The sequence below is a fragment of the Streptomyces solicavernae genome (genome assembly GCF_029968095.1).
GTDB lineage: Bacteria > Actinomycetota > Actinomycetes > Streptomycetales > Streptomycetaceae > Streptomyces > Streptomyces solicavernae.
This window is the reverse complement of record NZ_JASCIR010000015.1, coordinates 130,463-144,200: the sequence shown is the minus strand read 5'-3', so window position 1 is coordinate 144,200 and position 13,738 is coordinate 130,463. Positions and strand designations below refer to the sequence as shown.

12 protein-coding genes and 1 pseudogene are annotated in these 13,738 nt (G+C 71.7%); 7 read left to right on the top strand and 6 right to left on the bottom strand.

The genetic code is table 11. The features are described 5' to 3' along the window. Positions 1-21 precede the first annotated feature (21 nt). From QIS99_RS19030 to QIS99_RS19020, 3 genes and pseudogenes are all read left to right on the top strand, one after another. Positions 22-2,148 carry a HelD family protein gene (locus QIS99_RS19030; RefSeq protein ID WP_282514733.1) on the top strand — a complete coding sequence of 709 codons (2,127 nt, stop codon included), beginning with the start codon at positions 22-24 and terminating at the stop codon, positions 2,146-2,148. Between the two features lie 247 nt (positions 2,149-2,395). Further along, the gene (locus tag QIS99_RS19025; protein WP_282514732.1) at positions 2,396-3,229 is read left to right on the top strand and encodes an NAD(P)H-binding protein; all 834 of its coding nucleotides are present in this window, start codon (positions 2,396-2,398) and stop codon (positions 3,227-3,229) included. Positions 3,230-3,322: 93 nt separating this feature from the next. After that, positions 3,323-3,674: pseudogene (locus tag QIS99_RS19020) on the top strand (helix-turn-helix domain-containing protein); the annotation flags it as partial. Here QIS99_RS19020 and QIS99_RS32355 read toward each other — a convergent pair. After that, the gene (locus QIS99_RS32355; protein ID WP_408909591.1) at positions 3,603-3,848 is read right to left on the bottom strand and encodes a pentapeptide repeat-containing protein; all 246 of its coding nucleotides are present in this window, start codon (positions 3,846-3,848) and stop codon (positions 3,603-3,605) included. The pseudogene QIS99_RS19020 and the gene QIS99_RS32355 overlap by 72 nt on opposite strands. Before the next feature lie 21 nt (positions 3,849-3,869). On the opposite strand from QIS99_RS32355, the gene QIS99_RS19015 reads away from it, so the two are divergent. Both QIS99_RS19015 and QIS99_RS19010 read left to right on the top strand, forming a co-directional pair. Further along, entirely contained in the window at positions 3,870-4,496 is a 627-nt protein-coding gene (locus tag QIS99_RS19015) for a hypothetical protein (protein ID WP_282514730.1), read from the top strand. 160 nt (positions 4,497-4,656) lie between these two features. Next, entirely contained in the window at positions 4,657-5,001 is a 345-nt protein-coding gene (locus QIS99_RS19010; RefSeq protein ID WP_282514729.1) for a DUF2516 family protein, read from the top strand. A gap of 141 nt (positions 5,002-5,142) precedes the next feature. Here the strand turns inward: QIS99_RS19010 and QIS99_RS19005 are convergent, their stop codons facing one another. The 3 genes from QIS99_RS19005 to QIS99_RS18995 all read right to left on the bottom strand — a co-directional run bounded on the left by QIS99_RS19005 (position 5,143) and on the right by QIS99_RS18995 (position 8,945). Next, complete coding sequence (locus QIS99_RS19005) at positions 5,143-6,444, bottom strand: PP2C family protein-serine/threonine phosphatase (RefSeq protein WP_282514728.1); 1,302 nt, start codon at positions 6,442-6,444, stop codon at positions 5,143-5,145. Between the two features lie 314 nt (positions 6,445-6,758). After that, on the bottom strand, positions 6,759-7,814 hold the full coding sequence (locus QIS99_RS19000; protein ID WP_282514727.1) for a C40 family peptidase: 1,056 nt from the start codon (positions 7,812-7,814) through the stop codon (positions 6,759-6,761). 333 nt (positions 7,815-8,147) lie between these two features. After that, on the bottom strand, positions 8,148-8,945 hold the full coding sequence (locus QIS99_RS18995; RefSeq protein ID WP_282514726.1) for a methyltransferase domain-containing protein: 798 nt from the start codon (positions 8,943-8,945) through the stop codon (positions 8,148-8,150). A 334-nt stretch (positions 8,946-9,279) separates the two neighbouring features. Here QIS99_RS18995 and mshA point away from each other — a divergent pair, with 334 nt between their 5' ends. Together mshA and QIS99_RS18985 are read left to right on the top strand one after the other, a co-directional pair. Continuing rightward, complete coding sequence (gene mshA, locus QIS99_RS18990) at positions 9,280-10,629, top strand: D-inositol-3-phosphate glycosyltransferase (protein ID WP_282514725.1); 1,350 nt, start codon at positions 9,280-9,282, stop codon at positions 10,627-10,629. After that, positions 10,622-11,143, top strand: coding sequence for a type III secretion system chaperone family protein (locus QIS99_RS18985; RefSeq protein WP_282514724.1), 522 nt, complete (start codon positions 10,622-10,624; stop codon positions 11,141-11,143). Before mshA ends, QIS99_RS18985 begins: the two co-directional genes overlap by 8 nt. 220 nt (positions 11,144-11,363) lie before the next feature. Here QIS99_RS18985 and QIS99_RS18980 read toward each other — a convergent pair whose 3' ends face one another. Further along, the gene (locus QIS99_RS18980; RefSeq protein WP_282514723.1) at positions 11,364-11,750 is read right to left on the bottom strand and encodes a hypothetical protein; all 387 of its coding nucleotides are present in this window, start codon (positions 11,748-11,750) and stop codon (positions 11,364-11,366) included. A 564-nt stretch (positions 11,751-12,314) separates the two neighbouring features. Beyond that, on the bottom strand, positions 12,315-13,535 hold the full coding sequence (locus tag QIS99_RS18975) for a helix-turn-helix domain-containing protein (RefSeq protein WP_282514722.1): 1,221 nt from the start codon (positions 13,533-13,535) through the stop codon (positions 12,315-12,317). Positions 13,536-13,738 lie beyond the last annotated feature (203 nt).

Below are 13,738 nucleotides of genomic sequence, written 5' to 3'. Positions count from 1 at the left end.
GGTTACGTTATTCTCGCTCGTATGCGCGCCCTCGACCCTGACCCCGGACTCCGTGCCGCCCCTGCCCCCGACTGCCACCCCGACCACGCCCTCGACCGAGCCCTCCACCAGGAGCGGGCGTACCACGACGCCTGCCGGGCCGCCCTTGCCGCGATGGCCGAAGGCGCGCAGGAGCAGGTCGTCACAGGCGAGGACGTCTCCGCGTCGGGAGCGGACGCGGAAATCCTGGGGCGCCGGTTCCGCAGTGACGCGAAGGCGATGCGTGAACTCCCGCCCGGGCCGCTGTTCTTCGGCCGCCTGGACTTCGCGTCGGGGGAGCGGGACGCCGGTGACCACGCCGGGCAGAGCTACCACGTCGGCCGACTGCGCATCACCGAGCACCCGGCGAGCCCGCCCCTCGTCGTCGACTGGCGCGCCCCCGTCGCCCGCGCCTTCTACCAGGCGGGCCCGCGCGACCCCCAGGGCGTGCGCGTCCGGCGCCGCTTCGGCTGGGCCCCGGGCGGCACGGGGGAGCCGGGCGACCTCACCGGCCTGGAGGACGAACACCTCGGCGACGACCTCGACGGCGACCTCGACGACGAACGGCCGGGCAGTGGGATGATCCTCGCCGGTGAGATCGAGCGGCCCCGGGTCGGCCCCATGCGGGACATCGCCGCCACCATCCAGCCCGACCAGGACGACCTCGTCCGCCGCGACCTCGGCACCTCGCTGTGCGTGCAGGGCGCCCCCGGCACCGGCAAGACCGCGGTAGGCCTGCACCGCGCCGCGTACCTGCTCTACACCCACCCGCAGCGCGTGCAGCGCAACGGGCTGCTCGTGCTCGGGCCCAACCGCACCTTCCTGTCGTACATCGCGGAGGTGCTGCCCGCGCTCGGTGAGGGCGGAGTGCGGCAGTCCACCGTCGTGGACGAGCTCGCCCGGCAGCCGGTACGCGGCACGGACAGCGAAGGGGCGGCGGTCGTCAAACACGACGCCCGGATGGCACGGGTGCTGCGCAACGCCCTGTACGCGCGCGTGCGCCCGCCCGCCGGCTCCCTTGCCGTACCGGACGGCTCGTACCGCTGGCGGATCGGGCGCGCGGAGTTGGAACGGATCGTCGAGGACGTACGCGCGGAGCAGCCGCCGTACGCCGTCGGGCGGGAGCGGGTCCGGACGCGGGCCGTGCGGCTGATCCAGGAGCAGGCCGAGCGCCGCGCGGGGCCGCGCCCGCAGTCCTGGCTGCAGCGGACCGGCCGGGCCCGGCCTCTCGGTGCCTTCGTGGACGAGGTCTGGCCGAAGGTGACGCCCGAGCAGGTCGTGGCCGAACTCCTCGCCGACGCCGGGGTGTTGGGACGGGCGGCCGAGGGTGTCCTCGACGCGGAGGAGCAGCGCCGCCTGCTGTGGCCGAAGGTGCCGCGTTCGTACAAGTCCGCCCGGTGGAGCGCGGCCGACCTGGTGCTGCTCGACGAGGTGGCCGGGCTGATCGAGCATCCGCAGGGCTACGGGCACATCGTGGTCGACGAGGCGCAGGACCTCTCCCCGATGGAGTGCCGCGCGATCGCCCGCCGCTCCGCCTACGGTTCGCTGACCGTCCTCGGCGACCTGGCCCAGGGCACCACGCCGTGGGCGGCCCGCGCGTGGCCCGTACTCCTCGGGCACCTGGGCCGGCCCGATGCTGTACTGGCGCCGCTGACCGTCGGATTCCGGGTGCCCGCGGCGGTCGTCGAGGTCACGAACCGGCTGCTCGCCGCCCTCGACGTCGACGTACCGCCCGCCCGGTCCCTGCGCGCGGACGGTCAGGTGCGCACCGAGGAGGCGGTGGACGGGGCCGGGGTGATCGACGCGACGGTACGGCTCGTGCGGGAGGCGCTCGGGCGGGAGGGCTCGGTGGGCGTGATCGCGCCCGACGAGGGCCCGGTGAGCGCGGCCGCCCTGCACGCCGCACTCGCCGGCGCGGGTCTGTCCCCGGCCTCTCCGGATCAACTCGGCGCCCGGCTCGCGGTGTTGCCCGCGTCCGTGGCCAAGGGTCTGGAGTACGACCATGTCGTCGCCGTCGAACCCGCGGCGGTGGTGGAGGCGGAGCGGCGGGGCCTGGCGAGGCTCTATGTGGTCCTGACCCGCGCGGTGTCCCGCCTGGATGTGGTGCACAGCCGGCCGTTGCCGTTCTGAGGGTTCGTTGCTGTTCTCAGGGTCCGTTGCCGTTCTGAGGGTCCGTTTCCGGGGGCGGGTGCGGGCATCGCATCGACGCGCTGTTCGGGCTCGCGGAGGCGGACTTCGAGGAGATCGGGGCATGGCTTCTCACTCAACCTGAGGCAGTGGGGCTGATTCCTTGACCCCAAGTGAGGTTGAGGTCTTAGCGTCCCTGGAACGTGATCACCGGCTGACGACAGCAAGAGGACGACAGGGAGAGACGGCGATGATCCTCGTAACCGGCGCGACCGGGAGAATCGGAAGTGCTCTGCTGACGGAGCTGCACGCGGCGGGCGCCGCACCGCTGCGAGGTCTGACTCGTGATGCGGGACGGGCCTCGTTCGCTGAAGGGATCGAACCCGTTGAGGGCGATCTCGCGCAGGCGGATTCCCTGAAGGCCGCGCTGGAGGGAGTGCGCTCCCTGTTCCTGCTGTCGGGTATGGGTGCGGAAGCGGAGATCCTGGCGGCTGCCCGGCAGGCAGGCGTGGAGCATGTGGTGCTCGTGTCGTCGATCACGGTGCAGACTCATCCGCATTTGCCCGCGGCCGCCGAGAACCTGGCTGTCGAGCGGCTGCTCAAGGACAGCGGCATGGCCTGGACCATCCTGCGGCCGACGCAGTTCGCCTCGAACACCCTGTGGTGGGCGCAGTCGATTCGCGATCAGGGCGTGGTCCGAGCGCCGTATGCGGACATCGGTCTCCCGGCCATCCACCCTGCGGACATCGCGGCGGTGGCTCGCGCGGCGCTGACCGAGCCGGGTCACCAGGGGCAGACGTATGCATTGACCGGGCCGGAGTGCATCTCGGCCCGACGGCAGGTCGCGGCCATCGCTGCAGCGTTGGGGCGGGAGGTGGCCTGCATGGAGATCAGCCGGGAGGAAGCCCACCGGCAGATGGCTTCCTTCCTGGGAGACGAGACCGCGGCTGCCGTCCTCGACTTGATGGGCGGGGACGTCAACGACGAACTGCTGAAGGTGCGCGACACCGTCCCCCGGATCACCGGGACCGCGGCCAGATCGTTCCGGCAATGGGCGTCCGACAATGGTGCCGCCTTCCGCTGAAGACCGTACGCGCCACGGCCGTGGCCCGTGGCGCGGAACACTATTGCAAGCGCCTGCTTGCAATAGTTAGCGCAGATGCTGCACCATCGACGCATGGCATCGCTCAACGTCGGCAACCTCGGTGAGTACCTGCGCGAGCAGCGGCGCAACGCGCAGCTGTCGTTGCGTCAACTCGCCGACGCCGCCGGGGTGTCCAACCCGTACCTCAGTCAGATCGAGCGCGGGCTGCGCAAGCCGAGTGCCGAGGTGCTGCAGCAGGTCGCCAAGGCCCTGCGGATCTCCGCCGAGACGCTGTACGTGCAGGCCGGGATCCTCGACGAGCGTGACCGCGACGAAGTGGAGACGCGCGCCGCGATCCTTGCCGATCCGACCATCAACGAGCGGCAGAAGCAGGTACTGCTGCAGATCTACGAGTCCTTCCGCAAGGAGAACGGATTCGAGACGAAGGACGACAGCGCCGAAACGGACATCGCCGAAACGGACATCGCCGAAACGGACATCGCCGAAACGGACATCGCCGAAACGGACAGCGCCGAAACGGACAGCGCCGAAACGGACACCGCCGATGACGGCCCCCGCACGGCCGACGGCAGCAGCACCACCACCACCAAACCCTCACCCTGACCGGAGGACCTCAGGCATGGCCATCACCGATGACATCCGCAAGACCTTCAGCGACCCCAAGCCGCTCTACTTCGCGGCCGGTACGGCCGACCTCGCGGTGCAGCAGGCCAAGAAGGTCCCCGCGCTGATCGAGAAGCTCCAGGCCGAGGCCCCGGCCCGCTTCGAGGCCGTGCGCTCCACGGACCCCAAGGAGGTCCAGGAGAAGGCCACGGCCGTCGCCAAGGAGGCGCAGGAGAGCCTGCAGGCCAAGGTCAGCGAGGTGTTCGGCAGCCTCGACACCGACCTCAAGAAGTTCGGCGAGACCGCCCAGGGCCTGGCCCTGCGCGGCGTCGGCGTCGCCGCCGAGTACGCGGTGAAGGCCCGGGAGAAGTACGAGGAGGTCGCCGAGCACGGCGAGCAGACCGTCCGGGTCTGGCGCGGTGAGGCGGCCGACGAGATCGAGGAGATCGCCGCCGCGGTCGAGGCTCCGGTGGCCGACTCAGCCGAGTCGGCTGAGCCTAAGCCTGCCGCGCAGCCCGTCGCGGTCGAGGACGAGTCGAAGTCGGCGTCCGCCAAGAAGGCCGCCACGACCTCGACGGCGAAGAAGCCCGCCCCCGCCAAGAAGACCGCCACGGCGAAGAAGGCCACCCCGCCCGCGAAGTAGGCGCGAGGACGGGCGGTCACGCCAGTACGGCGGTCACGCCAGTACGTACGGGAACGCCCCGGGCACTCAGCGAGTGCCCGGGGCGTTCTACGGGTATCGCGACCGCCCGTCCGGGTACGGTTGCCGGAGTAGAGACGACTCGGATCAGGTGGTGGGCAACGTGCTGATGTCAGGTTTCGCGAGCTTCGTGGGGCTGCTCTTCATCGCCATGCTCGTGCTCGCGGCGGTCGCTCTGGTGATGGCCGCCCTCGCCCGCCCGGACGCCTACGTCGCGGCCGGCAAGCAGACCAAGAACTTCTGGCTGATCATCCTCGGCATCGCGGTGCTGGTGAACCTGATCGGCATTCCCGGCCTCGGCCTGCTGCTGCAGATCGCCGGCCTGATCGCCACGATCGTCTTCTTCGTCGACGTACGCCCCGCGCTCAGCCAGGTCACCGGCGGCCGCCGCGGCGGCCGCGGCAGCAGCAGCGACGGTCCGTACGGGCCGTACAACGGCGGCCGGTGACTCCGGCGGCTTCGGGGCTCCGGTGAGTGCGGCGGCTCCGGGGCTCCGGTGAATGCGGCGGCTTCGGGGCTCCGGTGAGAGCGGTGGGCCTCGGGGCTCCGGTGACCGCCGCCGCCAGCACCTGAACCGGACGAGGGCGGCCTACCGCCCGTCCCGGTCGAGCAGCAGCACCGCCACGTCGTCCGTCAGCTCACCACCGTTGAGGTCCCGGACCTCACTGACGGCCGCCTCCAGAAGATCCTCGCCGCGCAGCCCGTCGGACACCTGGCGGCGGACCATCTCCACCATGCCGTCCTGGCCGAGCCGCTGGTTGCCCTGGCCGATCCGGCCCTCGATCAGGCCGTCGGTGTAGAGCATCAGGCTCCACTCGCCGCCCAGCTCCACCTGCTGACGCGGCCAGCGGGCACGCGGCAGCAGACCGAGCGCCGGGCCGCCGCTCTCGTACGGCAGCAGCTCCGCCGGGCGGCCCGGGCGGGCGATCAGCGGCGAGGGGTGGCCGGCCAGGCAGAGCCCGGCGCGGCGGCCGTCCGGCGAGATGTCGACCGTGCAGAGCGTCGCGAAGATCTCCTCGTCCGGACGCTCGTGCTCCAGGACCCGCTGCAGTGTCGAGAGCAGGTCGTCCCCGCTCAGGCCCGCGAAGGTCAGCGCCCGCCAGGCGATCCGCAGCTCCACGCCGAGCGCCGCCTCGTCCGGGCCGTGCCCGCAGACGTCGCCGATCATGGCGTGCACCGTGCCGTCCGGCGTACGCACCGTGTCGTAGAAGTCGCCGCCGAGCAGCGCCCGGGAGCGGCCCGGCCGGTAGCGCGCGGCGAACCGCAGCTGCGAGCCGTCGAGCAGCGGCGTGGGCAGCAGGCCCCGCTCCAGGCGGGCGTTCTCCTGCGCGCGCAGCCGCGACTCGGTGAGCTGCCGCTGGGCGATGTCGGCCCGCTTGCGCTCCACTGCGTAGCGAATGGCGCGACTCAGCAGCCGGGCGTCCAGCTCCTCGCGGAACAGGTAGTCCTGCGCGCCGACTCGTACGGCCTCTCCGGCCAGGCCGATGTCGCCGGTCGCGGTGAGCGCGAGCACGGCGTGCCGGGGCGCGAGCTGCAGGACGTGCCGCAGCGTCGCCAGCTCGTCCTCGCCGTGGCCGGCGCCCGGCGCACTCGGAGCGGGCAGCGCGAGGTCGAGCAGGATGCAGTGCACGTCGTCGGTCAGCAGCCGCTCGGCCTCGGTGAGGTTGCGGGCGGTACGGATACGGATGGGCTTGCCTGCGGCGTCGAGCAGCTCCGGCACGGACAGCGCCTCGGCCGGGTCGTCCTCGATCACGAGCAGCGTCAGTCCGCTGCCGGTCTCGGTTCCGGCCTGTGCCGGGAACGTCTCGGTTCCGGTCTGCGCCGGGAACGCTTGCGCCTGACCACCTTCCGCGGCCGGGACTGCTCGCTGCCGCGGTATGGGTACGGGCATCGTGTGGTTTTCCTTCCCTCCCCCCGAGGGCGCGGCAGCACGTGGATCGACGTACCGCCGACGGGGACCTTAGCGGTAGCCACCGCCCGTTTGGAATGGCGATCGGCAAACAGCGGGTGCCGTGTGCCGTTCCATTTGCCGCATCCCGTACCGCAATTGGACCGGAGTGGGCCCCCGAGGGAATGACGAACATCACGCCGCCCGGGTTGCTTCCGTGCCGCAGGTCACGTGCGCCAGGTCACGCATGCCGACTCACGTGCGCCAGGTCACGCGGACCGAGGCATCGAGGAGGGAGGAAACGCCTCCGAAGCGCCCTACTTGTCCGGCCGCACCACCCCGAGGATCTTCATCGAGCCCGCACCCGCGATCGTCACGTCACGTCCCGGCCGCGGCGCGTGCACGATCGCTCCGTCCCCGATGTACATCCCCACGTGGCTGGCGTCCTCGTGGTAGATGATCAGGTCCCCGGGGCGCATGTCCCGTATGTCGATGCGCGGCAGCTGCTTCCACTGCTCCTGTGAGGTCCGCGGAATGGTCTTCCCGGCGGCGATCCAGGCCTCCGAGGTGAGCCCTGAGCAGTCGTACGAGCCCGGTCCCTCGGCGCCCCATTCGTAGGGCTTGCCGATCTGGGCGGTGGCGTATTTGAGGGCCTTCTTGCCGCTGCGGCTGGCCTTGCCGGAGATTTCGTCTAGCGCGCCGGAGTCGAGCCACGCCGCCTGGCGTTCGTACTCCGCCTCCTGCTCCATGCGCAGCAGGCGCTCGCGCTCCTCCTTCTCCAGCTTGGACTCCAGCTTCTCGGCCGCCTTGATCTTGGCCTCGACCTCCTTCTTGGCCTCGGCCTTCGCCTTGCGGTTGGCGTCGAGTTCGCGCCAGCGCTCGGAGGCGTCGTCGGCGTAGAGCTGCAAGTCCTTCTGCGTGCGCGCGAGTTCGCCGAGGAGTCCCTTCGTGGCCTGCCGGCCCTGGCGCAGGCGGCCCGCGTTGTCGAGGAACTGCCGCGGGTCATCGCTCAGCATCAACTGCGCCTGGGGTGGCAGTCCGCCGCTGCGGTACTGCGCGCGGGCGGCGGCGCCCGCGCGCTGCTTCAGGCGGTCGACCTTCTTCTGGCCCGCGACGATCGCCTTCGCGATCCGCACGATCTCGTCGGACTGCCGATCGGCCTTCTCCTCCGCCGCGTTGTAGGCGTCGGTGGCCACCGCGGCGTCGTGGTAGAGCCGGTCCATCTCCTTGCGGACCTGCTCCAGGGACTTGGTGTCCTTGGGCTTGGGGTCCTTCGGCGCCGGATCGGCGTACGCGGTCCCCGGGGCGGCCAGGATCGCCGCCGCGCACACCAGGGCCAAGGCCGCCGTGGTCGAGCTTCGCTTGCCGGTCACGCTCGCTCCCCCCTGAACTGATTGCTCGTCAGTAACTTACGAACACGTCCGGGATGGTGCCACGCCCGCGCCCAATACGACAGAGGCACACGCGTATGCACAGGTACGGGTGGACACCTCGGCCCAGTCGCCTCCGAACGCCTCCCCGCACCATCCCCGCGTCATGTCCGACGAACGACGCCCGAACAGCGTTCCGAATCCCCGCGGGTTCACTCATGTGGGGCTCTGGCCCTGGTGGGGCGGGAGTTACGAGTTCCGCTTCCCGTCTCCCGTCTTCCCGTCCTCCCGCCTCCGCGAACCGGCCTCTCCAGCCGCCCCCGTCCGTACCCGCATTCATCCGCGAGGCGCCAACGCCCCCCAGGCCACCGTCACTTCGCCCTGCCGCCAGCGCCCCGCGCGATCCGTCACCGGCCAGTCCGCCGACAGCGCGCGCACCGTCCGGATCCACCGCTGCCGCGCCCCGTACGAGGCATAGGGCGCCGCGGCTGCCCACGCCCGGTCGAAGTCGCGCAGGAAGGCGTGGACCGGCTCGCCCGGCACGTTCCGGTGGATCAGCGCCTTCGGCAGCCGCTCGGCGAGGTCGGAGGGGCGGTCGAGGGAGCCGAGCCGGGTCGCGAACGTCACCGTGCGCGGGCCCTCGGGGCCGAGCGCGACCCAGACGTGGCGGCGGCCGATCTCGTCGCAGGTGCCCTCGACCAGGAGCCCGTCCGGGGCGAGCCGCGCGCGCAGCCGTTCCCAGACGGCGGCCACCTGTTCCTCGTCGTACTGGCGCAGCACATTGGCCGCGCGGATCAGGTGCGGCGGCCGGTCCGTGGGCACCTCGAAGCCGCCGTGCCGGAAAACCAGCCCCACGCGCGCGTACGGCTGGGCTGCGGCCACCCGCGCGGGGTCGATCTCGATGCCGGCCACCTCGACGGCGGGGGCGGCGGTGCGCAGCCGGTGCAGGAGCTCGACGGCGGTCCAGGGGGCGGCGCCGTACCCCAGGTCCACGGCGAGCGGCGCGTCGGCGCGGCGCAGGGCGGCGCCGTGTGCGGCCGCGATCCAGCGGTCCATACGGCGCAGGCGGTTGGGGTTGGTGGTCCCGCGGGTGACGGTCCCCACCGGGCGTGAGGGGGCGGTGCGGGCGGCCATGCCCACCAGTATCGGCCCCCGCGCGTGTGGCGATCGCGCCGGGCCGGAAGGGGGGGAGGGCCCCGGGCCGGAAGGGGCGAGTCCGGCCCGGAAGGGAGGCTGCCCGCCCGGAAGGGGAGGCTCCCGGCCCGGAAGAGGTGGGTTGAGCCCGAATTCGTAATGGTTTGGCAAAGTGGAAATGGAGGCGGGTCTTCCGATGTTCCCCGTTCTGAAGGGCGCCGTACGCACGCCCGTGCCGTCATGCCCGCAGCGGGCCCGCACCAGGGGCCGCGAGGAGGCCCGTGCCAGGGGCCGCGAGGAGGCCCGTGCCAGGGGCCGCTAGGAGGACCGCCAGGTGAGCCAGTACGTGAGCCGGCTCAGCGAACGCCTCACCGGCAGCACACCCCCGCGGCTCCGCTTCCCCGGCGGGCACCGCAGGCCGCGCCGGGTGGCGATGCTCAGCGTGCACACCTCGCCGCTGCACCAGCCGGGTACGGGCGACGCCGGCGGCATGAACGTCTACATCGTGGAGCTCGCCAAGCGCCTCGCCGAGATCAACGTCGAGGTGGAGATCTTCACCCGCGCCACCACCGGCGCCCTGCCGCCCACGGTGGAGCTGGCACCCGGCGTCCTGGTGCGGCACGTCGACGCGGGCCCGTACGAGGGCCTGAAGAAGGAGGAGCTGCCCGCACAGCTCTGCGCCTTCACGCACGGTGTGATGCAGGCCTGGGCAGGCCACCGCCCCGGCCACTACGACCTGGTGCACTCGCACTACTGGCTGAGCGGCCACGTCGGCTGGCTCGCCGCCGAGCGCTGGGGCGTGCCGCTCGTGCACGCCATGCACACCATGGCCAAGGTCAAGAACGCCGCGCTCGCGGAGGGCGACACTCCGGAGCCCGCCGCGCGTGTGATCGGCGAGACCCAGATAGTGCGCGCCGCCGACCGCCTCATCGCCAACACCGACGAAGAGGCCGACGAACTCGTCCGGCACTACGCCGCCGAACCGGGAAGCGTCGCCGTCGTCCACCCCGGCGTCAACCTGGACCGCTTCCGTCCGGGCGACGGACGAGCCGCCGCGCGCCGGCGCCTCGGGCTGCCGCAGGACGCCCTTGTCCCGCTCTTCGCCGGGCGCATCCAGCCCCTCAAGGCGCCCGATGTGCTGCTCCGCGCGGTGGCCGTTCTGCTCGACCGGCGGCCCGAGCTGCGCGGCAACCTGGTCGTGCCGGTGGTCGGCGGGCCGAGCGGCAGCGGTCTCGCCAAGCCGGAGGGCCTCCAGAAGCTGGCCGCGCGGCTCGGCATCGCGGACGTCGTGCGGTTCCGGCCGCCGGTCGGGCAGGACCAGCTCGCCGACTGGTTCCGGGCCGCCTCCACGCTCGTCATGCCCTCCTACAACGAGTCCTTCGGCCTCGTCGCCATAGAGGCGCAGGCGGCCGGCACGCCCGTGATCGCCGCCTCGGTGGGCGGGCTCCCGGTCGCGGTGCGCGACGGCGTCAGCGGCTTCCTCGTGGAGGGGCACGACCCGGCGGCGTACGCGCGCGTGCTGGAGCGTTTCGCGGACGACGGGCAGCTGACCGACCGGATGGGCCGGGCCGCCGCGCGGCACGCCCAGGCCTTCGGCTGGGGCACGGCGGCGTCGGCCACGGCGGACGTGTACACGGCCGCGATGCAGGAACGCCGTGGTCGCGTACGCTCGCACCATGGCTGAGACACCCGGGACAGAGCTGGGCGGCGCCGAGGCGCGGCAGGTCGTCGAGAGCGCCCTCAAGGACGCCGACCTGGAGTGGGAGTCGCCGGAAACCGGCACCTATGTGGTGAAGCTTCCGGGCACGCGCAAGCTGTCCACGACGGTCTCGCTGATCGTCGGCCGGCACTCGCTGTCCCTGAACGCGTTCGTCATCCGGCACCCGGACGAGAACGCCGAGGGCGTCCACCGCTGGCTCCTGGAGCGCAACCTCAAGCTGTACGGGGTGAGTTACGCGGTCGACCGCCTCGGCGACGTCTACCTGACCGGCAAGCTGCCGCTGGCCGCCGTCACCCCGGCCGAGATCGACCGCCTCCTCGGCTCGGTCCTGGAGGCCGCGGACGGCGCGTTCAACACCCTCCTGGAGCTGGGTTTCGCGTCGGCGATCCGCAAGGAGTACGAGTGGCGCGTTTCGCGCGGCGAGTCCACGCGCAACCTTGAGGCGTTCACGCATCTGACCCAGCCGGGCGGCAACTGAGGCTTTCGGCGAGGGGGTTCGGGTTCGGGCTCTTTGAACCCCGCCGGCCCTGAGCCTGACCGCTCGGCCTCCCAGCGCGTCACGCCCTGCACCCCGTGCCCCTCCCGGTCCTCGCGGGCGCCCGCGTCGATGACGGCGAACCATCGGTGCGGCCCCCGCTGTTCGGTCGGACCATTGTGCGGGAGGGGAGGGGAGGGGACGGGAGGGGAGATGTGGGTGATCAGGTCATGTGAGGTGGGGTGCGGGGGTGCTCCGGGTGCGTCCGGGCCTCGTCTGTCGTCTCCGGTACGGGAAGCCTGGCGCCGCGGCTGTCCGCCACTCGGAGGGCGTCGCGCAGGGCTTCCACGAGCCGGGCGGACAGGAACCGCAGTTCGCTCGCGTCCGCCTTGGGCTCGCCGAGCAGCGCCTCCGCGTGCCCGAGGAGTTCCGTACCCATGCCGAGCTGAACGGCCTCCATGCTGTCGGCGAGGCGGGAGAGGCGGCTGTGGGCGTGGTCGTCGGTGACGAGGTAGGCGGGCTTGCCGCCGAGGCCGCACCAGGGCAGGAGGCGGATCTGCGGTCGGGCCGAACTGGCGGTCCCTGGCTGTCCGTTCGCGTGCTGCGTCATGCCGCGACCTCCACGCCGTGAATCCGCCGGGGCCCGACGTCGACGCCGTGCACGGCCAGCCACAGGGCACGGCGCCGCGCGCGTTGTTGCTGTTGCTGTCGTTTGCGGTGGTCCTGCTCGGTGGGGGAGAGGACGTAAGGGCGTACGAGGTGGGAGTTCGCTTCGGGGTGTGGCGGGGCTTGGTGGCTGCTGAGCCGGGCCGGCGGGGGTGGCGTGGTCTGGTGGGCGGGAGGCCGGGGGTCCGGTCCGCGTCCAGCCGCGCGCAGGTCGGGCAGGGCGGCCAGGCCGGTTCGGCCGGGCTCGGGGCTGGGAATCCGACCGCCGCCCGATGCCGCCCGCGCGGCGGCAACAGGAGTTTCAACAACCATTCGCAGAGGGCTCCGACGACCAGAGCGATACAGTGCGACACGTCTACCTGCTTTCGTCAGGTGGGCCATGCCCCCGGGCCGTTGACGCGGTCGCGGGGGTCCGCCGTGTCGGGCGGTGCTGTAACGCTAGGGAGGTCGTTTCGGCACGAACAGTGACGTCATGTGCGACTCTCTGCCGCTACTAGGACGGCCTGTCCTAGTCGTCGACGCGCAGGCGATCGGCCAGTTCGGTGACAGGGGAAGTGCGTCGGCGCTCCCGGCCCCTGAGCTCGGTCACCAGGCGTCGGCTCGTGGAGTGGTAGCGCATCCACTCAGGCGCGGTCCGTTCAGCGACGATCAGTGCCTTGAGGGAGTCTTCATCTCTGTTCAGGTCGGAGTGGGCGAGAGCGCGGTCGACGTGGAAGCGCGCACGCCATGTGGGAGGCAGCGAAGCCAGGTCGGGAACGAGTCGGGCCGCGCTCAGCGCCTCGGCACTCCGGCCCATCTCCACAAGGAAGTTGACCTTGGCGACGCCCGCGTTGGTCGGACCGAACGGCGTTGCGTAGTCGAGCCGATCGGTGCCGATGCGGGCGGCGGCGGCACCGGCCAGGCTCAGCAGTTCCTGGACGGTTTCCTGCCGGTCGAGGCGGACCGCAGCGGTTGCCGCGCGGAGCAGCAGAACACCCCACAGGGCCAGCTCGACCGGCTGGGAGCGGAACCCCGGCTCGATCCGTTCAGCGGTCGTCACAGACACGTGCTCGGCGTCCTCAAGGCGGCCCTGCCGTGTGAGTACCCAGGCAAGGCTGGAGATCCCGACCGTTTCCAGATGCGGGTCATTCCCCCTGCGGGCCGCCTCCATTGCGCGTTCGAGGGCTGTGAAGGCCACATCCTCCTTGCCCAGCGCTGTGAGTGTGGTTGCGGCGACTTGGTAGGCCTCGGCAAGTACGGAGTAGGCCGCAGCGGATTCGTTGCCGCTCGACGCGTGCGCCGCGTTCTTCGCGTCACGGATCAACTGGGGGAGCACGGCACCGATTTCGCCGATGCGGCCTTCGCGTCGGATGCGTTCGGTTGAACGCAGGCAAGCCTGCAGCGCGGCGATGTCCGGCGGTTCCTCCGGGTCAGGGTCCGGTCCCGCGCTGAGCAGATCGGACACCGGCGCCACTGCCTGACGTAAGGCGAGCACCGACGGCTGGTCCTGCTCGCTGCGAGCCTCGAACGTAACGGGTTGGCCGACCAGCGCGGATGGCTCGACATCCAAGGCTCGGGCCAAGGAGTTGAGGGTGCTGAGGCGGGCGGTCTGCCGCACCCCTTGCTCCAACTTCCTTACTACATCGACGGATACGCCAGCGCGTTCCGCGAGCCCTTCCTGCGTCAGCTTGCGGCGTGCCCGCAGCCGGGCGATTCGGTCCCCGATGCTGGGCTCTTCGTGGAACTGCATGGCCACCCCTGCGCGTAGGTCTCGCCTTCCACGCTACGCCGGGGGCGGCGGGATGCCGGGTGCTTCGGATCCGTTCACCCTGTCCCGTCAGTCCCGTCCGGTGCAGCCGTCGGCTGAGTGCCGCTCAACAGGTCTTGCGTTGGTCGGCCAAGTCCGTGGGTAGGTCGATGCATGCATCGTGCGGGGGCCACGAGCCGCCGCGC